Below are 23,014 nucleotides of genomic sequence, written 5' to 3' on the forward strand. Positions count from 1 at the left end.
CGGGCGGGCCCACGCGCCGCCGCATCGTCGCGTTCGCCTCAGACCACGCCGGTGGCGTGATGCAGCGCGATGACGGCGAACACCGCGAGGGTCTTGATGACGGTGATCGCGAAGATGTCGCGATACGACTGGCGATGGCTGAGTCCGGTCACGGCGAGCAGCGTGATCACCGCGCCATTGTGCGGCAGCGTGTCCATGCCGCCCGAGGCCATCGCGGCGACACGATGCAGCACGTCCATCGGGATGCCGGCCGCCTGCGCGTTGTGCACGAATGTCTCGGCCATCGCCGCGAGCGCGATGCTCATGCCGCCGGAGGCGGAGCCGGTGATGCCCGCGAGCGTGGTCACCGATACCGCCTCGTTGACGAGCGGGCTCGGGATCGACTGCAGCGCGTCGGCGATGACGCGGAAACCCGGCAGCGCCGCGATTACCGCGCCGAAGCCGTATTCGGACGCGGTGTTCATCGACGCGAGCAACGCACCGCCGACTGCTTCGCGGCTGCCTTGCGTGAATGTGCGCGCGATCGTGCGCCAGGCGCAGGCGAGCACGCAGGCGATACCGAGAAGCAGCGCGCCTTCGACCGCCCAGATCGCGGCGACCTTGGCCACGTCCTGCACGATCGGCTCGGCTTCGCCGACCACCGCAGGCACGAAGCTCCGTGTCGTGCCGTACCAGTGCGGGATCGCGCGCGTGAGCGCGAAGTTCGCCGTGCCGACGAGGACGAGCGGCAGCAGCGCGAGCAGCGGATGGGCCAGTCGCATGCCATCGAACGCGCGCGGCTCGTTGAGCAGCGCCTCGCCATAGCCCTCGCCGGTGGCCGCCGCGGCGCGGCGGCGCGCGTCGAGCCAGGCGAGGCCGGCGACGAGCACGCACAGCGCGCCGAACGTGCCGAGCCACGGCGCCGCCCATGCGGTCGTGCCGAAGAACGTGGTCGGAATGATGTTCTGGATCTGCGGCGTACCGGGCAGTGCATCCATCGTGAACGTGAAGGCGCCGAGCGCGATCGTGCCCGGGATGAGGCGCTTGGGGATATCGGCCTGGCGGAACAGCTCGGCCGCGAACGGATACACCGCGAACACGACGACGAACAGCGACACGCCGCCGTAGGTGAGCAGCGCGCAGACGAGCACGATCGCCAGCATCGCGCGGCTGCGCCCGACGACGCCGATCGTCGCGACGACGATGGACCTGGAGAACCCCGACAGCTCGATCAGCTTGCCGAACACCGCGCCGAGCAGGAACACCGGGAAATACAGTTTGAGGAACGCGACCATGCGGTCCATGAACAGGCCGGTGAACATCGGCGCGACGAGCGACGGCTCGGTCAGCAGCACGGCGCCGAGCGCGGCGACCGGCGCGAACAGGATCACGCTGTGGCCGCGATACGCGGCTAGCATGAGGAACGCGAGCGCGGCCAGTACGATCAGCAATGCCATTCGGTGGGTCCTTCGACTGCGGCGCCGCGCGCGCCGGCAGCCACCATGGCCCGCACCGCGCGATCCTTCACCGCGAAGTATGCGCAGGTCGCCGGCGCGACCCATCGTACGAAGGTACAAGTGCCTGCGCGCACGGCGGCGCCTAGCCTTGCGGCATCGCATGGCCGGTGCCCGGCCCGATGCCGGAGGGGACCCGATGAAGCGCCAGAAGCTGTTCGTTGCGATCGCCTGCGCGTTCGCATTTTCGTCCGTCGCTGCCGCCGCAGCGCCTGCCGCTGCCGTGGACGCAGCCGCGACCGATGCCGGGGACGCGCGCGACGACGGAGCCGACGCCGACCCGACGCGCCTCGAAGGCATCACCGTAACCGCGCGCAAGCGCGAGGAAACCCTGCAGGACGTGCCGGTCGCGGTCACCGCATTCACTTCCGACCGGCTCGACACGCTCAACGTGCAGGATCTTTCCGGCCTCGCCGGACAGGTGCCCAACACGACGATCTACGCGGCGCGCGGCTCGACCAGCACGGTGACCGCCTACATCCGCGGCATCGGCCAGTCCGATCCGCTCTGGGGCGTCGACCCCGGCGTCGGCATCTACCTCGACGACGTGTACATCGCGCGTCCGCAGGGCGCGCTGCTCGACGTGTTCGACGTCGAGCGCGTCGAGGTGCTGCGCGGCCCGCAAGGTACGCTGTACGGCAAGAACACGATCGGCGGCGCGATCAAGTACGTCTCGCACAAGCTCGACAAGGACTTCGGCGGCTACGCCCAGGTCACTGCCGGCACCCACGACGAACTCGACGCGAAGGCGGCGATCGGCGGCTCGTTCGACGCGAACGGCATGCTGCGCGCGCGCCTCGCGGTGGCAAGCCTCAACCGCGACGGCTTCGGCGAGAACCTGTACACGCGCCAGCCGGTCAGCGACAAGGAGATCGATGCGGCGCGCTTCAACCTCGGCCTGTTCGCGACCGAGACGTTCGACGTGCAGTTCGCCTACGACTGGATGAAGGACCAGTCGGGCGTGCGCGGCGCGCAGATGCTCGCGGCCAATCCGCTCGCGCCCGACTATGCGCCGCTCGACGACCGCTACGACATCCGCAGCGCGATGCCGAACGTCAACGACACCGACATGAAGGGGTCGTCGCTCACCGCGAACTGGATGATCGACGACGCCTGGTTCCTCAAGTACGTGTTCGCGCACCGCGCGTCCGACACCGACACCAACATCGACTTCGACACCACGCCGCTGCCGCTGGTCGACGTGCACGCGTTCTACAGCGACAGCCAGAACAGCCACGAGCTGCAACTCAACTACGACGGCGGCGGTCGCGCGCGCGGCGTGATGGGCGTGTATGCGTTCAACGGCAAGGCCGGCGGCCAGGTGCTGAACCACTTCGAGAACCCGCTGCTGCCGGCCACCGCGACCAATCCGCTGTTCGGCGACACCCAGGGCCGCGTCTACACGAGCAGCATCGCCGCCTATGCGGACTGGACGATCGACCTCGCCGAGGCGTGGAAGCTCGACCTCGGCGCGCGCTATACCGACGAGGAGAAGCACGCGATCGCGCTCAACCGCTTCTACACCGACGCGAGCTACACCACCGCGTGGGCGACCGCGGCGAACTTCGACAAGAAGGTCAGCTTCAGCAACGTCTCGCCGAAGGTATCGATCGACTGGCAGGTGACGCCGGACGCGCTGCTCTACGCGCTGTATACCAAGGGCTTCAAGTCCGGCGGCTTCAACATCCGCGCCAACACGACCGCGGTGCCGCGCTCGGGCGAGCCGTTCAAGGACGAAACCGTCGGCAGCTTCGAGGTCGGCAGCAAGCTGTCGCTGCTCGACCAGCGCATGTTCCTCAACGTCGCGCTGTTCCACAACAAGTACAAGGACATCCAGCTGTCGGTGTTCACCTCGTACACGTTGCCGGACGGCTCGCAGAGCTTCTTCGGCGATTTCACCAACGCGGGCGCGGGCACGATCAACGGCGCCGAGGTCGAATACCAGTTCCTGCCGACGCCGAACTGGCTGATCAGCGGCAACATCGCCTGGCTCGACGCGAGCTACGACGAATTCTTCGATCGTGGCGTGAACATCGCCGACAGCCAGCGCTTCACCAACGCGCCGCGCGTGTCGGGCGGCATCAACGTCGAGTACCGCACGCCGCTCGCCAACGGCGGCAACTTGTCGGCGCGCGTCGGCTACACGTACCAGAGTGAAGTGTGGCCGACCACGGACTTGAGTCCCGCGATCCGCCAGAAGGGCTACGGCCTGCTCAACGCGGGCGTGATCTGGAACGTCGACGATGCGTGGTCACTCGCGCTGCAAGGCACCAACCTCACCGACAAGGCGTATCGCACGACCGGCTACAACATCGCCGCGTACGGCGTGCTGACCGGTTTTTACGGCGCGCCGCGGCAGGTTACGCTCAGCGCGACCTGGCGCTTCTGAAGGAGTCCCTCATGAACGTGCGCACGCGTGCGATGCTCGCCTTCGGTCTCGTCGCCGTCGCCCCGGCGATGGCGGCCCCGCTGCCGGCGCTGAAGCTCGACCGCGCGCGCACGACCGTATCCGGGCTGTCGTCGGGTGCCTACATGGCGCACCAGGCGCACGTCGCCTATTCCGATCACGTCGCCGGCGCCGCTCTCATCGCGGGCGGTCCGTACCATTGCGCGCAGGCCGCGCTCGAGACCGCGCTCGCGAGCTGCATGATGCCGGCGCAAGGGAAGGGGCCGGACGTCGCCGCGCTCGCCACCTTCGCGCGCGATGCGGCCAAGGCCGGGCGCATCGCTCCCCTGTCGGGACTCGCCGGCGACCGCGTGCTCGTGCTGCACGGTCGTGCCGACAAGACCGTGGCCGAATCGCTGAGTGCGGATACCGCCGCAATCTATCGCGCGCTCGCGGCCGGTGCGAGGAAGCCGCTCACGGTGCAGGAAGAGCTCGGCGGCAACTGGACGCATACATTCCCGACGCTCGACGCGGGCGCAGCCTGCGACACCGCGACGGCGCCCTATGTCGGCAAATGTGGCTACGACGCCGCCGGCGCGATCTTCGCATACCTGTACGGCGAGCCCGCGCACCCCGTCGCGGCGGACGCGACCGGCGAACTGCGCACGTTCGACCAGCGCATCTACCGCGTCGACGATGTCGACGCACATCTCGCCGCGAGCGGCTACATCTACGTGCCGAAGGCGTGCGCCGCTGGTGCGCGTTGCGCGCTGCACATCGCCTTCCACGGCTGCCAGCAGAACGCCGAAACAGCGGGCGAAGCGTTCGTGCGCGACGCCGGCTACAACCGCTGGGCCGACGCCTACGACGCGGTCGTGCTGTACCCGCAGGCGCAGGCGACGATGGCGCCGCTCAATCCGAAAGGCTGCTGGGACTGGTGGGGCTACGGCGGCGAGGCCTACGACACGCGCGACGGCGCGCAACTGCGCCAGGTCGCCGCGATGGCGGCCGCGCTCGGCGCACCGCTGCGCTGAGCGAGGCGCGGCAAGGCACCGCACCGCACCGCGCCGCGCGCTCGCCGGCGGCGACCCGTCCGGGTCTTCGCCCTCCCGAACACCCGGTGCTATCCTCCCCCCTGCACGGGAGGATCCACTTATGCACAACCGCATTGTCCAGCAAATGGCGCTCGCGCTGGCCAGCGTTGCAGCGACTCCCGCCGCGCTCGCCTGCGAGGTGGCGCCGTTCTCCGACGCCTGGAACTGGGGAGCATCGAGCGCGTGGGAAGAATCCGCGGACGATTGCGAACTGCGCGCGCAGGTCACATCGATCGATGCGTCGGCCGCCGCCACGGTGAGCTACCTGCGTCGCGACCCGCTGGCACCGTTGCGCCTTCATTTCACCGTCGAAGCGCCCGGACTGCCCGCGTTGAACGCGATCCAGGGCGTGAGCCTCGTCCGGGGCACGCCACGCAGTGCCGTCACCGAGGGGGCCGCGCCGGTATTCAACGTGGTCCTGCTCGGAAATCTCTCCAGCACGGCCTACATCCTCGGCCTGCAAGGATGGTGCGCCGGGAGTTCCTGCTCCGTCGCCCTGCCTTCGTTCACCTCGGACGCGTTTCCGCTCGACATCACGCTCGATGTCGAGATCGGCGACGAAACGGCCGGGCTGCTCCGCCTCTGGGTGAATTCCGATCCGGATACGACGGCGCCTTCGGCAGTTCTGCCCGTCCCGGGCAACGCGGCGACCGGCGGCGCCGACCGCGTCACGCTGGGCCTCCTCGCGACGACGCCCGCGTTCAACCAGGTCGCGGCCGGCGTGCCGTTCGTCTTCGGCCGAATCCGCACCAGCGATGACCAGGTCTTCTGGACCGACTTCGAGTCGCTGGCCGGAAACGTCGAGCCGAACCGGCCGCCCCTGACGACGGGCGGCGGCGTGAACTCGACCTATGCAGGAACGACGTGCGGCGGCTCCTTGTTGCTGCCGCAGATTGCCTACGGCGCGACGAGCCTGATTGGACCGGTCGCGATCCACCGGTTGGCATGGTCAGACACACTCCAGAACGTGTCGCTGCAGCATGCGGGCCCGTTTCCTCTCAGGATGTTCCTCTGTCCGGCGGGAGCGGGGCCGTCCGGTGCCTGTATCGCGGCCGGGCAATCGAATGGCTACGACATTGTCGGGGCTCCCGGCGGTGACTATCAGCTCGTGATCGGCGCCGATCGCACGAGCGAATGCGGCGAGTACACCGTGACCGTGATCGGCCCGCTCGACGATTGATCCGCCTACGGCATCGCCCAGGCGATGCGGGGGCGATGCATGCTACCGCGGCGCACGGCTGCGCGCGCGGCCCCGGGTCGGCCCGCGCCTGCATCACGCCTTCTTGACGTACTCCGACTTGAGCTTCATCGCGCCGATGCCGTCGATCTTGCAGTCGATGTCGTGGTCGCCGTCGACGAGGCGTATGTTCTTCACGCGCGTGCCGACCTTGACGACGAGCGACGAGCCCTTGACCTTGAGATCCTTGATCACGGTCACGCTGTCGCCGTCGGCGAGCACCGTCCCATGCGCGTCCTTGATCACGCGCTCGTCGGACGCCTCCGCGGCTTCGGCGGCGCCGGGCGTCCACTCGTGCGCGCACTCCGGGCAGACGAGCTGCGCGCCGTCCTCGTAGGTGTACGTCGACGCGCACTTCGGGCAGGGGGGCAGCTCGCTCATCCGGATTCCTCGTTCGTGCATCACCGCTACGCGACCGCGCTGCGGGCCGCAATTATACGTGCCGCGCCGCGACCGACGCGTGCCCGAGAGGATCGGGTGGGGATGCCGTTGCCCGGACGGCGCAGCGGAGCGAAGGCGGATCCGGCGCATGTGCGCCTTGATCCGTCCTACGCGATCGGTGCGAAGCGGCGATCCCGCCGTGGCCGCTTCGTGCTTCAATCCTGACAGGACTTCCGACTCCAGCCGCGTGTCCGTTGCATGACTTATCCCTCCATCCTGGTCGCGCTCGCCGGCTTCGCCTGGCTCGCCGTGTTGTTCGCGGTCGCGCTCTACGGCGAGCGGCACCCGCAGGTGCTCGCGCGCCGCTGGAACCTCGTCTACGCGCTGTCGCTCGGCGTGCACTGCACGTCGTGGACGTTCTACGGCACGGTGACCCAGGCCGAGCGCTCGGGCTGGTGGCTGCCGCCGACGTTCGTCGGCCTGATCGCGCTCTACCTCGTCGCGGGCGGTGTGCTGGTGCGGCTCGTGCGGCTCGCGCGCGAGCATCATGCGAGTTCGCTCGCCGATTTCGTCGCCGCGCGGCTCGGACGCAGCGCGGGACTCGCCGCGCTCGTCACCGCGGTGACCGTCATCGGCATCGTGCCGTACATCGCATTGCAGCTGAAGGCGGTCGCGATGAGCTACGCGTTGTTCGCCCGTGGTGACGATCCGACCGCGCCGGCATGGCAGGACAGCGCGCTCTACGTCGCCATCGCGATGGCACTGTTCGCGATGCTGTTCGGCACGCGGCGCGCGCCGGCCGCCGCGCACAATCGCGGCCTCGTGCTCGCGCTCGCGTTCGAGTCGCTGTTCAAGCTCGGCGCGATGCTCGCGATCGGTGCGCTCGTGCTGCAGCTGCCCGACGTCGAGGCGGCCGCGCATGCGTCACCGCGCGACACGAGCGGCTTTCCCGCGCTGATCCTGCTCGGAGCGCTCGCCGCGTTCACGCTGCCGCACCAGTTCCACGCGGGCGTGGTCGAGTGCCGCGATCCCGCCCACGTGCGCAGCGCGCGCTGGCTGCTGCCGCTGTACCTGTGCGCGATCGCGCTGCCGGTGCTGCCGCTCGCGCAGGCGGGCGCGACGCGCCTCGCACCGCTCGGCGTGTCGTCGGACCTGTACGTGCTCGCGCTGCCGCTCGCGCAGGGCCAGCGCGGACTCGCCGTGCTCGCGTTCCTCGGCGGCCTCAGCGCGGCGACCAGCATGGTCATCGTCGCGACGCTCGCGCTGAGCCTCATGATCGGCAACCACTGGCTCGCGCCGCTGCGCGTGCGCGCGGACTGGGCGCGCGAGCGCGGCGACCTGCGCCCGGCCGTACTGCGCCAGCGTCGCGTCGCGATCCTTGCGGTCGTGCTGCTCGCCTGGGGCTATTCGCGTGCGCTCGCCGGCAGCAACGCGCTCGCCGACATCGGCGCGCTGTCGTTCTCCGCGCTCGCGGGCCTGATGCCGGCCGTGCTCGCCGCGTTGTACCGGCCTGCGATCGGCGCGCGCGCGGTCGCCGCCGGCCTCGTCGCCGGCAGCGCGGTCTGGTTGTACGTGCTGCTGCCGGGCCTCACGCCCGCGCTCGCTGCAGCGCTGCGCGCGGGACCGTTCGGGATCGCCGTGCTCGCGCCGTCGACCCTGTTCGGCCTCGTCGACTGGAGCGAGCTCGCGCGAGCGCTCGTCGCGAGCCTCGCGGTCAACCTCGTCGTGCTCGCGGGCGTCGCGCGCCTGCATCGCTCGCGCAGCGGCGACGTCGCGCACGGGCGCGAGCTCGCCATCGACGAACTCGCCGCGCTCGGCGCGCGCTTCCTGCCGGCCGAACGCGTCGCCGCACTCGTCGGCGGGCGGCGCGGCCATGCGGATGCGGCGCTCGTAGCGTCGATCGAGCACGAACTCGCCGCGGTGATCGGCGCCGCCTCGGCGCGCCTGCTGCTCGAGGTCGCGCGGCGCGAGCGCGGCGGCCAGCTCGACACCGTCGCCGCGATCGTCGGCGAGGCGAGCCAGGACCTTCGCTTCAACCAGCGCGTTCTCGAGGCCGCGCTCGAAAACATGAGCCAGGGCATCTGCGTCGTCGACGCGAATCTCGACGTCGTCGCCTGGAACCGCCGCTACGCCGAACTGTTCGCCTATCCGCCCGGCCTGCTTGCGATCGGCCGACCGGTCGCCGACCTCACGCGCCACAACATCGCGCGCGGCCTGGTCGGCGACGGCGCGCTGGAGCCGCGCGTCGAGCGGCGCCTCGCCTGGATGCGCTCCGGCTCGCCGCACCTCTCCGAACGGCGCCTGCCCGACGGAAGCGTACTCGAGATCCGCGGCAACCCGATGCCGGGCGGTGGCTTCGTCGCGACTTTCACCGACGTCACCGCGTTCCGTGAAGCCGAGCGTGCGCTCACGCGCGCGAACGAGACGCTCGAGCAGCGCGTCGCCGAGCGCACCGCCGAACTCGCGCGCGCAAGCGCGGCGGCCGAGCGCGCGAACCGCGCCAAGACGCGCCTGCTCGCCGCCGTCAGCCACGACCTCGCCCAGCCGCTGCACGCGGCGCACCTGTTCACGCATGCGCTCGCGCAGCGCGTCGCCGGCGCGTCCGTGCAGGAAACCGTCGCGCACATCGATGGTGCGCTGGGTTCGGCCGAGGCGCTGCTCGCCGGGCTGCTCGACATCTCGCGCCTCGATGCCGGCGGCATGCGCGCGGAGCCGCGCGCGTTCGCCGCTGGCGACCTGCTGCTGGGCCTCGCCGCCGAGTTCCGCGTGCTGGCCGAGGCGAAGGGCCTCGCGCTGCGTTGCGTGGCGACCCGCGCATGGCTGCGCAGCGACCCGCAGTTGCTGCGGCGGGTGTTGCAGAACTTCCTGTCGAATGCGATCAAGTACACGCGCAGCGGCAGCGTGCTGCTCGGTTGCCGGCGCCGCGGTGCACACCTGCGCATCGAAGTGTGGGATTCGGGCGCCGGCATTGCCGAGTCGGACCGTGCGCTCGTGTTCGAGGAGTTCCGCCGGCTCGACCGCGGCGGCGCCGGCCTCGGGCTCGGCCTCGCGATCGCCGAGCGCGTAGCGCGTCTGCTCGGCCACCCGCTCACGCTGCGCTCCTGGCCGGGGAAGGGCAGCGTGTTCGCGATCGAGGTGCCATGTGCCGAGCCGATCGGCGCGGGTGCGGCCGACGACATCGACACGCATGCCGCTCCTGCCCAGCGCGTGCTCGTCGTCGACAACGATGCGGCCGTGCTCGCGGCGACGCGCGCATTGCTCGAAAACTGGGAATGCCAGGTCGTCATCGCGGGCGACGTCGACGCTGCGCGCGCCGCGTGCGGTGCGAGGGCGCCCGACCTGCTCATCCTCGACTACCACCTCGACGGCATGACCGGCCTGGAGCTTCGCGCTGCGCTCGGTGCGAGCGCCGTGGCGCTGCCGTGCATCGTCGTCACCGCCGACCATGGCGAAGACGTGCGCCGCGCGGTGCTCGCCGCGGGCTGTCAGCTGCTGCACAAGCCGCTCAAGCCGCTCGCGCTGAAGTCGTTGATGGCGCGATTGCTCGCAGCGCGCGACGCGCCGGCCGCGATCGCCTAGGATCGGCCGTCGCCGCTCGTTGCATCCGCGCCGCGCGCGAGCGCTACGCGGATTTCCTCGAGCGCATTCGCGTCATCGAGCGTCGACAGGTCGCCCGTGTCGCAGCCAATGATGCCTTTGACGTACGGAGCGTGCGGGCGATCAGCCACCCGCGGCGGGTTCGAGCGTGCGCAGCAGCACCCCTGCCTGCGTGCGGTTGCGCACGCCGAGGCGCTCGAAGATCGCGGTCAGGTGCGCCTTCACCGTGCGCTCCTGCACGTCGAGGCGGTCGGCAATCTGCTTGTTGAGCAGGCCGTCCGCGACGAGGCCGAGCACGCGCATCTGTTGCGGGCTCAGCGAGGCGAGCCGCGCGGCGAGCGCGCGGTCGGCGGGATCGGGTGCGGCGGCGACGCGGTCACGCACGTGCGGCGGCAGCCAGGTGCGGCAGTCGAGCACGGTGCGCAGCGCTTCGCCGAGCTCGTCGAGGCCGGCGCGCTTGGAGATGTAGCCGGCCGCTCCGCAGGCAAGCGCGCGGCGGATCGTTGCCGCATCGTCCTGCGCCGACACCATCGCCACCGCGATCGCGGGATGCTCCGCGCGCCGGCTCGCGAGGCCGATGAGGCCGTGGCTGCCGGGCATGTCGAGGTCGAGCAGGACGAGGTCGGTGTCCGCATGCGCGGCGAGGTCCGCGCGTGCCTCGTCGAAGGTCGCGGCTTCGGCGAGTTGCGCGTCCGGTGCGGTCGCGCGCACCGCCTGCGCGAGTGCGAGGCGGAACAGCGGATGATCGTCGGCGAGCAGGATGCGCACGCCCGCACTGTAGCAGCGCCGCCGCCCACTGCGCCGCACTGGACTTTCGTACGATGACGCCCGCGCGCACGCCGCGTTAGGCTGCGCGGATGCGCCGACTCGTGCTGCCGCTGCTCTCCACCCTGCTCGCCGCGTGTGCGACGCGCCCCGCGCCGGAGGACCCCATGACGACGAGCGAATTCGTGAGCGAGGTACGCGAGAGCGTGCACCGCGGCAACGACGACCTGCTCAGCGCCGGCCTCGGGCTCGACGGCCTGCGCGCGAAGGCGCCGGCGTTCGCCGACGCATCATCGCCGACGCCGGCGGAACTGCGCCGGCGCGCGATCCACACGAGCTGGAACGGCATCGCCGATCTCGGCCCACTCGGCGGTTACGGCCGCATCTACGGTGCGGTACCCGCCGTACCCGGGCTCGAGTACCAGGCGTTCGCGCGCGTGCCCGGCGCGCGATCGCCGCATCGCGTGCTGCTGCAGGCGCCGGATGCGTTCGATGCGCGCGCGCGCTGCCTCGTCGTCGCCGCGTCGTCGGGCTCGCGCGGCGTGTACGGCGCGATCGCACTCGCCGGTGCATGGGCACTGCCGCGCGGTTGCGCGGTCGCCTACACCGACAAGGGCACGGGCCCAGGCTATTTCGATATCGACGCCGACAGTGGCGTCGCGCTCGACGGCACGCGCGCGGCGCGCGGCGCGGCGCCGCTCGAGTTCGAGCCAGCGCCGATGGCCGGCGCCACCGGCATCGCGGTCAAGCACGCGCAGTCGGGAGATCATCCCGAGGCCGATTGGGGCCGCCACGTCCTGCAGGCCGCGCGCTTCGGCCTTGCGATGCTCGACCGCGCGTATCCGGGGCAGGCGCCGTTCACGCCGGCGAACACGCGTGTGATCATCACGGGCGTATCGAACGGCGCGGGTGCCGCGCTGCAGGCGGCCGGCCTCGATGCCGACGGAATCGTCGACGGCGTGGTCGCGCTCGCGCCGAACGTGCACGTCGAAGGCACGCGTCCGCTCTACGACGTCGCCAGCGAAGCCGCGCAGCTGCTGCCGTGCGCGCTCACCGATGCGCGCTACGACGCGACGCCGTTCGCGCGCGCCGACGGCGCGGTGCCATCGGCCTGGCTCGCACGCTGCGCCCATTTGCGCGAGCGCGGCCTCGTCGACGGCGGAGATCGCGTCGTGCAGGCGCGCTCGGCCATCGAGCGCCTGCGGGCCGGCGGTTGGGACGACCCTGCGATCGAGACTGCGGCGAGTTCGACCCGTTTCGATCTCTGGCGCGCGATCGCCGCGACCTACGCCGCGTCGTACCTTCGCGCGACGCCGGCGACGATGCCGTGCGGCTTCCATTACGCCGCCGTCGACGCGCACGGCGCGGCGGTCGCCGCCGATGCGGCCACGCGCGCGGCCTGGTGGTCGGATGCAAGCGGCATTCCGCCCGGCGCCGGCGTGCAGCTGCTCGGCGGCATCGATGCGTCGTCGTCGGCGGACCCGACCGCATCCGGCATCGATTGCCTGCGCGCGCTGTGGAGCAGCGACGACGCCGCTGCGCGCGTCCTGCGCGCGGCGGTGGCCGCGACGGCGGTGAAGCTGCCGCGTGCCGGCTTGCCGCTCGTCGTCATCCATGGCGAAGCCGATGGCCTGCTGCCCGAACCGTTCCATTCGCGCGTCTACGTCGCCGCACTCGAGGCGGCGGGGCGCAACCCGGCGTACTGGCGCGTGCCGCACGCGCAGCACTTCGACGCGTTCCTGCCGCTGCCCGGCTTCGGTGACCGCTACGTGCCGCTGCTGCCGTACGGCTACGCCGCACTCGACGCGGTGTGGGCGCACCTCGCCGACGGCAGGTCCATGCCGGATGCGCGGCGTTTCCCGAGCAGGCCACGCGGCGCTGGCGCGCTCGATCACGACGCGCTCGGACTCATCCGCTAAGCGAACAGCGGGCAGCCTGAAACACGGAACACGCCGGCCACACGGAGAATGTCCTGGCAAGCGCAGGCAACGCGTCGACCTTCGCGCGTCCTGGTGCACACGCCGGTCGATGGGCATGGCGACACGCCGCTGGGGGATTTCCTCCGCGTGCCCGGTATCTCGATCTTCGCTCCCAACGCGGGCGAAGTTCACTCTTCGCTTTCTACAGCACGGGGGGCGCGCCGCACCCCACACATCGTGCGGCTCGCGGCTCGCGTCGACCGCCAGGTGCGGAGCCCGAACCTTCCCTCCTCGTGCTCGATGTTTCAGGCTCCGCTTTTCGGCTGATCATCCGCGCGTCACCGCCGGCACGGCCGTCGCCCGCGCGCGGCGTTCTTCTCGACGCTGCCGCCGGCGCTCGCTCATGCGCGCGAAGATGAGGTAGATCGCGGGCGTCGACAGCAGGGTCAGGCTCTGCGACACGATCAGGCCGCCGATCATCGCGATGCCGAGCGGGCGGCGCAGTTCCGAGCCGACGCCGAAGCCGATCGCGAGCGGCAGCGCGGCGCAGATCGCGACCATCGAGGTCATCATGATCGGCCGGAAGCGCACGAGCGAGGCCTCGCGGATCGCCTCCAGCGGCGCGAGGCCGTGCTCGCGCTCGGCGACGAGCGCGAAGTCGACCATCATGATCGCGTTCTTCTTGACGATGCCGATCAACAGCACGATCGCGATCATCGACACGACCGAGAGCTCGGTGCCGGTGAGGACCATCGCGAGCAGCGCGCCGACGCCCGCCGACGGCAGGGTCGAGAGGATCGTGACCGGATGGATCAGGCTCTCGTACAGCATGCCGAGCACGATGTAGACGACGATGATCGCGCCGAAGATCAGCAGCGAACTGTCGCCCTGCTGGCGCTGGAAGTTGCGGAAGTCGCCGGCGAAGTCGAGGCGGATGTCGCCGGGCAGGCGCATCCCCGCGATCGTGCTCTCGATGATCGCCTGCGCCTGGCCCATGCTCACGTCGGGCGCGAGGTTGAAGCTGAGGCTCATCGTCGAGAACTGGCCTTCGTGGCTCACTTCGGTCGGCGCGACGCCATCGACCATCTTCGTGACCGCGGTGATCGGAACCATCGCGCCGGAGTTCGCGCGCACGTAGAGCCGCTCGAGCGAGCCCGGGTCGGTCGCCTGGTTCGGCAGGGCGCTCAGCACGACCTTGAACTGGTTGACGTCGGAATAGATCGTCGATACCTGGCGCTGTCCGAACGCGTCGTTGAGCGCGCTGTCGACCGCCGCAACGCTGATGCCGAGGCGCGTCGCACTGTCACGGTCGACCACGAGCGTCTGGCGTGGCCCCGATTCGTCGACGTCGCTGCCGACGTCGCGCAGTTGCGGCACCTTCTTCAGCTCGGCGACGAGTCTCGGGGCCCATTGTTGCAGGCTCGCGATGTCGTTGCCCTTGAGCTGCACCTGGTACTGCCCGCCGCCGCCGCCACCGCCGCCGCCGCCGCCGCTCGGCAGGTCCTGCACCGGACGCAGGCGCATCTGCACGCCCGGCATCGCCTGCGCGGCGCGATTGAGCCGTGTCATCACCGCGAACGTCGACTCGCCGCGGCGTTCGGCGAGCGGCTTGAGCGTGATGTAGAGCTGGCCCGAACCGCCGCCGCCGCGGCCGAAGCCGCCGCCGAGGCGCGAGCCGACGCTGTCGACCGCAGGATCCTGCATGACGAGTGCGGCGAGCTTCTGCGTCTGCTCCATCATGCGCGGCGGTGAGATGTCGGAGCCTGCGCTGATGCGTCCCTGCAGCATGCCGGTGTCCTGTTGCGGGAACAGGCCGCTCTGCAGGAAACGCAAGAGAAACACGGTCAGCACGATCAGCAGCAGCGGTTGCAGCGCGGTCAGGCGCGGCCGGCGCAGCGCATGGTCGAGCAGGTAGCGGTAGGCGTCGAGCATGCCTGCGTGGAACGCGTCGATGCGCGCGCCGAGCCACGACGGCTTCGCCTCGGCATGCGGCGTCAGGAAGCGGCCGCACAGCGCCGGGGTCAACGTCAGCGAGACGAGTGCGGAGAAGAGGATCGCCGCGATCAGCGTGATGCTGAACTCCTTGAAGAACTGGCCGGTGATGCCGCTCGCGAACATGACCGGCGCGAACACCGCGACGAGCGAGGCGGTGATCGAGACGATCGTGAAACCGATCTCCTTCGCGCCGAGCAGGGTCGCTTCGAGCCGTGGCATGCCGGCAGCGATGTGGCGGATCACGTTCTCGATCACCACGATCGCGGCGTCGACGACGAAGCCGATCGCGATCACCAGCGCCATCAGCGACATGTTGTCGAGGGTGAAGCCGAGCACGTACATGACGATGAACGCGCCGGCGATCGACAGCGGTACGGCCGTCGCGGCGATCACGGTCGGCGCGAGGCGGCGCAGGAACAGCGCCATCGTCACGATGACCATGCCGAGGCTGATCAGGAGGCTCACCTGCACCTCGTCGATCGAGGCGCGGATGATCGGCGTGCGGTCGAAGAACGGCGTCAGCGTCACGCCGGCCGGGAGCCACGTCTGCAGTACCGGGATTTCGGCCTTGACGCTGTCGACCGTAGCGATCACGTTGGAATCGGCCTGCTTGCGCACGAACAGCAGGATCGCTCGCCGCGTGCCGTACCAGGCGGCCTGGTACTGGTCCTGCTGGCCGTCGCGCACGGTCGCGACGTCGGACAGGCGCACCGGCACGCCGTTCTTCACCGCGATCACGAGGTCGGCGAACTCGGCTGCGGTGTGCAGCGCGTCGTTCGCCGACACGGCCATCGTCGTGCGGCCGTCGGAGAGGAAGCCCTGCGGCGAGGTCACGTTCGCCGCGGTCAGGGCATTGCGCAGCTGGTCGGGCGACAGGCCCATCGAATTGAGTGCGCGCAGGTTGAGGTCGACGCGCACGGCCGGCGTCGCGCCCCCGGCGACGTCGACGTCGCTGACACCGGGCAACTGGCGGATGCGCTGCGCGATCAGCGAATCGGCGTAGTCGTAGAGTTTCGACAGCGGTTCGGTGTCGGAGGTCAGCGCGAGCGCGAGCACGGGCTGGTTGTTCGGGTTCGCCTTGCGGTAGGTCGGTGCATTGGTGAGGCCCGCGGGCAGGTCAGGCGCGGCCGCGTTGATCGCGGCCTGCACGTCGCGCGCGGCGTCGTCGACCTTGCGGCCGCCGTCGAAGATGAGGATCACCGACGCGCTGTTCTCGCTGCTCGTCGAGTTGATCGTGTCGATGCCCGGGATCTGACCGAGGTGGCGCTCGAGCGGCGCGGCGACGGTCGCCGCCATCACGTCCGCGCTGCCGCCGGGCTGGCTCGCGCTGACGAAGATCACCGGCGGCTCGAGGTTCGGCAGCGCCGCGATGCCGAGCAGGAAATAACAGATCGCGCCCGCGGCGAACAGGCCGATCGCGAGCAGCGAAGTCGCGATCGGGCGGCGGATGAACGGTGCGGAGATGTTCATGCGGCGCGTCTCCGCGCGAACGCGGTTTCGCGAGCGCTTGTGCGTGGGTCCGCCGCTCCTTCAAGCCCGCGGCGATGTTCGCTTCTGGTTACTCCGGCGAATGCCGGAATCCAGCGAAGCCGCGCGTCCTTCGCGACAACCGACTCGCATCCCTGCGTGTTTGTCTCGCATCCGCCCCATCGGCACCGTGCGACCACGCTCCGCAGCAGCCGGTGGGACTCGCGGGGATACGTGTCGCCTCCGATCGACGTTACGGCGCTGCTGTGTCCCACCCTGTGTGTGATCGCAGAGCGCGTATCGATGGATGTTTCGCTCGGTTCCACTTTGCTTGTCCGGCTTCTGCGCGCAGGAGCGCGCCGCTTCTCCGGGACCCCGTCAGCGGCGGTGGACGACAGGCGGATCAGCCCGCAGGGGCGCGCACAGGACGTGCGCGCGTTCGCCGCCGGCGCAGGAGCGCCGTCGGCGAACCCCGACTGGCGTTCACGCACCCGCAGGGCAGGATGCCCGGAGGGCGCCGCTGTCGGGGTGCCCTTCTCTTTGGTTACTTTCTCTTGGGCAAGCAAGAGAAAGTAACCGGCCCGCAGGGATGCGGGACGAACACGCAGTGATGCGAGTCGGTCTTCGCGCATGCAGCGTTGCGTGCTCCGATGACTCACCGACGGAAGCAAGGCCGGGCTGGATTCCCGCTTTCTCCCGGACGGCGACATCGAAGTCATCGCTGACAGAGCCGTCATGCCGACCTCGGCTGCGCCACAGCGCGTGCATGCGCCTCGCGCCGCTGCCGGATCCACTCCGACAGCCGTTCGAAATAGAGGTAGATCACCGGCGTCGTGTAGAGCGTGATCAGCTGCGACAGCAGCAGGCCACCGACGATCGACACGCCGAGCGGCTTGCGCAGCTCGGAGCCGATGCCGTTGCCGAGCGCCAGCGGCAGCGCGCCGAGCAGTGCGGCGGCGGTCGTCATCATGATCGGGCGGAAGCGCAGCAGGCAGGCGCGGCGGATCGCCTCGTGCGGCTTCATGCCGTCGCGCTGCGCCTCGATCGCGAAGTCGATCATCATGATCGCGTTCTTCTTGACGATGCCGATCAGCAGCACGATGCCGACGATGCCGTCGACCGACAGGCTCATGCCGCAGACGATCAGCGCGAGCAGCGCGCCGACGCCCGCGGGCGGCAGGGTCGAGATGATCGTGATCGGATGGATGTAGCTCTCGTACAGGACGCCGAGCACGAGGTAGATCACCACCACCGCGGCGAGCAGCAGCATTGCCTCGTCGGCGAGCGAGGCGGAGAACTCGGCCGCCTTGCCGACGAACTGCCCGCGCACCTGTGGCGGGAACTGCAGCTGCGCCGCGACCGCATGGATCGCCTCGACCGCGTCGGAAAGCGAATAGCCGCGCGCAAGGTTGAACGCGATCGTCACCGCGGGCAGCTGGTCCTGGTGGCTGACGACGAGCGGCGCGTTCGTCTCGGTCGCGCTCGCGAGCGCGGACAGCGGGATCGCACCGCCGGCACCGAGGGCGATGCCGACATTGCCGGCGCTGCCGATGCCCGACGGCGTCGCCGAATTGCTCGACGTCGCCTGGCCGAGCGTGGTCGCGTTGCTGCCGGTCAGCGCGCCGTTGCCGTTGCCGCGCACGGTGAGTTGGTCGAGCAGCGCCTTGCTCGTGCGGAATTCGGGCGCGACCTCGAGCACGACGCGGTACTGGTTGAGCTGGGTGAAGATCGTCGAGATCTGGCGCTGGCCGAACGCGTCGTAGAGCGTGTCGTCGATCGTCTGCACCGGCACGCCGAGTCGGCTCGCCTTCTCGCGATCGATCGTGAGGTGCAGTGCGTTGCCTTGCGTGGCGAGGTTGTTGTCGACGTCGGCGAGTTCGGGCCGCTTGCGCAGCGCGTCGGTCATGCGCGCGGCGAAGCCGACCAGCTCGCTCGAGTTCACTTCCGACAGCGTGTACTGGTATTCGGTCGGCGCGACGCGCGTGTCGAGTGCGACGTCCTGCACCGGCTTGAGGTACAGCGCGACGCCCGGGATGTGCGCCGCGGCGCGCTGCAGCGCGGGTACGACTTCGGCGAGCCCGCCGCGCTCGCCGCGCGGCTTCAGCACGATGCTGACCTGGCCCTGGTTGAGCGTCGGATTGACCGAGCCCGCGCCGACGAACGCCGCGACGCCGGCGACGCCGGGTACGTCGCGCACCGCGTCGGCGACCGCCTTCGTGCGTTCCTGCATCGCGGGGAACGCGATGTTCTGGTCGGCCTGCACGACGCCGGTGATGAGGCCGGTGTCCTGTTCAGGCAGCAGGCTCTTGGGGATCAGCACGTACAGCGCGATCGTGACCACGACCGTCGCCGACGCGACGATGAGCATCAGCGGCTGGCGCGCGAGCACCCAGTCGAGGCTGCGCGCATAGGCGTCGAGGATGCGCGTCCAGAGGTCGCGCTTCGCACCCGCCGCGGGGGCGGCATGCGCGTGGTCGCCTGCCGGAAGCGCGTCCGCCTTGAGCAGGTAGGCGCACATCATCGGCGTCAGGGTCAGCGAGATGAGCATCGAGAGCGCGACCGCGATCGTCAGCACCCAGGCGAACTCGTGGAAGAGGCGCCCGGTCACGCCGGGCATGAGCAGCAGCGGCAGGAACACGGCGATCAGCGACACCGTCAGCGACAGCACGGTGAAGCCGATCTCCTTTGCGCCGATCTCCGCCGCCTCGCGCGGCTGCTTGCCTTGCTCGATGTAGCGCACGATGTTCTCGATCATCACGATCGCATCGTCGACGACGAAGCCGGTCGCGACGGTAAGGGCCATCAGAGACAGGTTGTCGAGCGAGAAGCCGGCGAACGCCATCACGCCGAATGTCCCAAGCAGCGACAGCGGGACCGCGACGCTCGGGATCAGCGTCGCCCACAGGCGGCGCAGGAACACGAAGATCACCGCGATCACGAGCAGCACGGTGAGGCCGAGCGTGAACTCGACGTCCTCGACCGAGGCGCGGATCGTCACGGTGCGATCGGAAAACACGTCCAGGTGCACGTCGGCCGGCAGCAGCGCGCGCAGCGCGGGGAGTTCCTTGCGGATGTCCTCGACCGTCTTGACGATGTTCGCCGACGGCTGGCGCCGGATGTCGAGCAGCACCGCGGGCTTGCCGTTCGCCCACGCGGCGAGCTGGTCGTTCTCGACGCCGTCGACGACGCTCGCGATGTCGGACAGGCGCACCGGCGCGCCGTTCCGGTAGCTGACGATCGTGGAGCGGTATTCCGCCGCGTCGGCGAGCTGGTCGTTGGTGCCGATGCTGTAGCTCTGCACCGTGCCGTTGAGGCTGCCCTTCGGTGCGTTGACGTTGGCCTGGGTCAGCGCGCTGCGCACGTCCTCCATGGTCAGGCCGAGATTGGCGATCTGCGCGGGGTTCACCTGCACGCGCACCGCCGGGCGCACGTTGCCCGCGATGCTGACGAGGCCGACGCCACCGATCTGCGACAGGCGTTGGGCGAGGATGCTGTCGGCGTAGTCGTTGACTTCGCGCAGCGGGCGCGTCTCGGACGTGAGCATCAGGGTCAGGACCGGCGCGTCGGCCGGATTGACCTTGTTGTAGATCGGCGGATAAGGCAGGTTCGACGGCAAGGTGCCGCGCGCGGCATTGATCGCCGACTGCACGTCCTGGCCGGCGGCGTCGATGTCGCGGTCCTGGTCGAACGTGATGATGATCGTCGAGAGGCCGGCCGAGCTGTCCGAACTCATCGTGACGATGCCGGAGATCTGCCCGAACTGGCGCTCGAGCGGCGTCGTCACGAGCGCGGCCATCGTCGATGCGCTCGCGCCCGGATACTGCGTCGTCACGATCAGGCTTGGCGCGTCCACGTCGGGCAGCGCGGCGACCGGCAGCTCGCGCCAGCCGATGACGCCGAGCAGGAGCAGCGCGACCATGAGCAGCGAGGTGGCGATCGGCCGGCGGATGAACAGGGTGGAGAAACTCATGGCGACTTCACCCGGCCGCGATGCCATGGCGACGGCGGCGAATGGTGGCGCGCATCAGCCGCCCCCGCGCCGTCCGCCGCGCCGCTGGCCCTGTTGCGGCGCGCCCGCGTCCTTCAGTTTCGACAGTTCCTCCGTGCTCGGCGGCGCCGGCGTCTCGCCCGGCGCGAGCGCCTGCACCTTGCTGCCGGGCTTGAGGCGGAACTGGCCTTCGGTGACGACCTTGTCGCCGGCCGCGATGCCGCTCGCGACGAGCACGTCGTTGTCGCCGGCATCGCCCGCGGTCGTGACCGGTTTCATCGCGACGGTGCCATCCGCCTGCAACGCGTAGACGTAGTTGCCTTCGGGGCCGCGCTGCACCGCGGTCGCAGGGACGACGAGGCCACCTGCGACGGTACGCAGCTTGACGCGCACGTTGACGAACTGGCCCGGCCACAGCGCGTTGTCGGCGTTGGCGAATTCCGATTTCAGCCTGAAGGTGCCGGTCGTCGTGTCGATCTGGTTGTCGATGACTTTCAGCGCGCCGGTCGCGATCACGTGCGCATCGGTGCGATCGAGCGCGGCCACCTCGAGCCCGTCCGCAGCCGCGCGCTGCGCGCTGCGCACGCCTTCGAGGTTCTGCTCGGGAAGGGTGAACATCACGTTGATCGGATGCACCTGGGTCAGCACGACGATGCCATTGGCCGCGTTCGCCTGCACGATGTTGCCGACGTCGACCTGGCGGATGCCCGCGATGCCGGTGATCGGTGCGGTGATGCGCGTGTAGCCGAGCTGGGTGCGCGCGCTCGCGATCGCGGCCTCGTCGGCCGCGATCAGGGCCTGCTGCTGGCGCACGGTCTGGCGCTGGTTCTCGAGGTCCTGCGCCGAGACGAAGTTCTTCTTGATGAGTTCCTCGTAGCGCGCGAGCGTGCTCTGCGACGCGGAGAGCTGCGCGGCGTCCTGCTTCTTCTTGGCGGCGGCCTGGTCGAGCGCGGCCTGGTAGGTGCGCGGGTCGATCTCGGCGAGCAGGTCACCTTGCTTCACCTCCTGGCCTTCGGCGAAGTGCAGCGCCATGAGCTGGCCGCCGACCTGGGCGTTCACGGTGACCGTGTTCAGGGCCTGCACGGTGCCGAGCGCGGTGAGATAGACCGGCACGTCGCGGTTGGCCGCGGCGACCACGGTCACGGGGACGGGCGCGTCCGGATTGGCTCCGGCGCCGCGCCGGCCGGCGCCGGCGGGCGCTGCTCCGGAGTGGAAGATGCGCCAGCCGACGAGGCCGGCGACGAGCAGGACGACGACGATGAGCGCGAGCTTCCAACGCGACATGGATCTTCCTTCGGAACAGGGCCGGCCGGACTCCGCCCGGCGCTGCGCGAAGGCTAACAGTCGCACCTGAACGGAGGGACAGGATTCGACGTAAATCCATCTTTACAACGGCCCTGCACGTTTCCTGCATCCTGCACGCGCTTGCATTCGCCGACGTGCGCCTGCATCTGCAAGGAACTTCGCGGTGGACCTGTCCTGACCGCGGGGCGGCGCGCCCAGGGTGCGTGCCGCCGGTCGGTCCGCCCTACGAAAACCGCGCGCCTTCCAGCGCTCCCACAGACAGCGCGTTCCCACCTCCCTGAGGAGTCATTGCATGAATGCCGTTTGCGATATTCCCGGCGCCGGCCTCGCCGTCGACCGTTCCCTCGTCCCCGATGCCGCGTTCGACCCGGCACCCGCGGCCGGCGTGCGCGAGGCGCGCGCGGTGCTCGCGGGCGGCTGCTTCTGGTGCGTCGAGGCGGTGTTCCGCGAACTCGACGGCGTGCTCGAGGTGACCTCCGGCTACAGCGGGGACGACGCGGCGAGCGCGAACTACGAGCGCGTCTGCAGCGGTACCACCGACCATGCAGAAGCGGTGTCGATCCGCTTCGATCCGCAGCGGATCAGCTACGGCCGCCTGCTCAAGGTGTTCTTCGCGGTCGCGCACGATCCGACCCAGGTCGACCGCCAGGGCAACGACCGCGGCCGCCAGTACCGCTCGGTCGTGTTCCACGCCGACGACACGCAGCGCGACGTCGCCGCGGCCTACATCCGCCAGCTCGACGCGGCGAAGGTGTTCAATGCGCCGATCGCGACCCAGCTGGTTCCGCTCGAGGCGTTCCACGACGCCGAGCGCTACCACCAGAACTACGCCGCGCAGCATCCGGAACAGGCCTACATCGCCGCGGTCGCCGCACCGAAGGTGGCCAAGCTGCGCAAGCAGTTCGGCGACTGGTTGCGCGCGGATTCGCCCAAGGACGGAGGCCTCGCATGACGACGTCCGCATCGGGTCACGACCTCACGCCGATCTCCGCGACCGAACGCGAAAAGCTCGCGGCGCGCCTCACGCCGGAGGAGCGTTACGTGCTGTTCGATCACGGCACCGAGCGGCCGTTCTGTGGCGGGCTCCTGCACGAGCACGGCGAAGGCGTGTTCGCCTGCCGGCTGTGCGGGCTGCCGCTGTTCCGTTCGGTCGCGAAGTTCGAATCCGGCACCGGCTGGCCGAGCTTCTACGAACCGTTCGACGCCGCGCACGTGCGCGAGATCCGCGACACCAGCCACGGCATGGTGCGCACCGAGATCCGCTGCGCGCGCTGCGACAGCCATCTCGGTCACGTGTTCCCGGATGGTCCCGCTCCGACCGGCAATCGCTACTGCATGAACTCGGCCGCGCTCGAGTTCGTGCCTGCGTGAAGCAACGCCGCACGCG

Annotated in this window: 13 protein-coding genes; 7 read left to right on the plus strand and 6 right to left on the minus strand. The window is 70.0% G+C overall.

The features are described 5' to 3' along the window. Positions 1–38: 38 nt before the first annotated feature. On the minus strand, positions 39–1,436 hold the full coding sequence (locus ACTHK2_RS18795; protein WP_440247265.1) for a GntP family permease: 1,398 nt from the start codon (positions 1,434–1,436) through the stop codon (positions 39–41). A 196-nt stretch (positions 1,437–1,632) separates the two neighbouring features. Here ACTHK2_RS18795 and ACTHK2_RS18800 point away from each other — a divergent pair, with 196 nt between their 5' ends. From ACTHK2_RS18800 to ACTHK2_RS18810, 3 genes are all read left to right on the plus strand, one after another. Then, the gene (locus ACTHK2_RS18800) at positions 1,633–3,882 is read left to right on the plus strand and encodes a TonB-dependent receptor (protein WP_440247266.1); all 2,250 of its coding nucleotides are present in this window, start codon (positions 1,633–1,635) and stop codon (positions 3,880–3,882) included. A gap of 11 nt (positions 3,883–3,893) precedes the next feature. Next, the gene (locus ACTHK2_RS18805; RefSeq protein ID WP_440247267.1) at positions 3,894–4,913 is read left to right on the plus strand and encodes an extracellular catalytic domain type 2 short-chain-length polyhydroxyalkanoate depolymerase; all 1,020 of its coding nucleotides are present in this window, start codon (positions 3,894–3,896) and stop codon (positions 4,911–4,913) included. Positions 4,914–5,034: 121 nt separating this feature from the next. Beyond that, positions 5,035–6,153, plus strand: coding sequence for a hypothetical protein (locus tag ACTHK2_RS18810; protein WP_440247268.1), 1,119 nt, complete (start codon positions 5,035–5,037; stop codon positions 6,151–6,153). Positions 6,154–6,246: 93 nt separating this feature from the next. Here ACTHK2_RS18810 and ACTHK2_RS18815 read toward each other — a convergent pair whose 3' ends face one another. Further along, complete coding sequence (locus ACTHK2_RS18815; protein WP_440247269.1) at positions 6,247–6,591, minus strand: zinc ribbon domain-containing protein YjdM; 345 nt, start codon at positions 6,589–6,591, stop codon at positions 6,247–6,249. 258 nt (positions 6,592–6,849) lie between these two features. On the opposite strand from ACTHK2_RS18815, the gene ACTHK2_RS18820 reads away from it, so the two are divergent. Continuing rightward, entirely contained in the window at positions 6,850–10,170 is a 3,321-nt protein-coding gene (locus ACTHK2_RS18820) for a hybrid sensor histidine kinase/response regulator (protein ID WP_440247270.1), read from the plus strand. Between the two features lie 141 nt (positions 10,171–10,311). Here ACTHK2_RS18820 and ACTHK2_RS18825 read toward each other — a convergent pair whose 3' ends face one another. Continuing rightward, entirely contained in the window at positions 10,312–10,956 is a 645-nt protein-coding gene (locus tag ACTHK2_RS18825; RefSeq protein ID WP_440247271.1) for a response regulator, read from the minus strand. Between the two features lie 89 nt (positions 10,957–11,045). On the opposite strand from ACTHK2_RS18825, the gene ACTHK2_RS18830 reads away from it, so the two are divergent. Further along, a complete protein-coding gene (locus tag ACTHK2_RS18830; RefSeq protein WP_440247272.1) occupies positions 11,046–12,872 on the plus strand; it encodes a 3-hydroxybutyrate oligomer hydrolase family protein in 1,827 nt (608 codons plus the stop codon). A gap of 327 nt (positions 12,873–13,199) precedes the next feature. Here the strand turns inward: ACTHK2_RS18830 and ACTHK2_RS18835 are convergent, their stop codons facing one another. The 3 genes from ACTHK2_RS18835 to ACTHK2_RS18845 form a co-directional block, all read right to left on the minus strand. Further along, entirely contained in the window at positions 13,200–16,337 is a 3,138-nt protein-coding gene (locus ACTHK2_RS18835; RefSeq protein WP_440247273.1) for an efflux RND transporter permease subunit, read from the minus strand. Positions 16,338–17,067: 730 nt separating this feature from the next. Beyond that, complete coding sequence (locus tag ACTHK2_RS18840) at positions 17,068–20,304, minus strand: efflux RND transporter permease subunit (protein ID WP_440247274.1); 3,237 nt, start codon at positions 20,302–20,304, stop codon at positions 17,068–17,070. 54 nt (positions 20,305–20,358) lie between these two features. Then, positions 20,359–21,606, minus strand: coding sequence for an MdtA/MuxA family multidrug efflux RND transporter periplasmic adaptor subunit (locus ACTHK2_RS18845; protein ID WP_440247275.1), 1,248 nt, complete (start codon positions 21,604–21,606; stop codon positions 20,359–20,361). Positions 21,607–21,919: 313 nt separating this feature from the next. Here ACTHK2_RS18845 and msrA point away from each other — a divergent pair, with 313 nt between their 5' ends. Together msrA and msrB are read left to right on the plus strand one after the other, a co-directional pair. Continuing rightward, positions 21,920–22,579 carry a peptide-methionine (S)-S-oxide reductase MsrA gene (gene msrA / locus ACTHK2_RS18850; RefSeq protein ID WP_440247276.1) on the plus strand — a complete coding sequence of 220 codons (660 nt, stop codon included), beginning with the start codon at positions 21,920–21,922 and terminating at the stop codon, positions 22,577–22,579. Beyond that, positions 22,576–22,998 (plus strand): peptide-methionine (R)-S-oxide reductase MsrB, encoded by a 423-nt coding sequence (gene msrB, locus ACTHK2_RS18855; protein WP_440247277.1) that lies wholly within the window; start codon positions 22,576–22,578, stop codon positions 22,996–22,998. Before msrA ends, msrB begins: the two co-directional genes overlap by 4 nt. Positions 22,999–23,014: the final 16 nt, after the last annotated feature.

Origin of the sequence: Dokdonella sp., assembly GCF_051958935.1 — a bacterium.
Taxonomy (GTDB): domain Bacteria; phylum Pseudomonadota; class Gammaproteobacteria; order Xanthomonadales; family Rhodanobacteraceae; genus Dokdonella_A.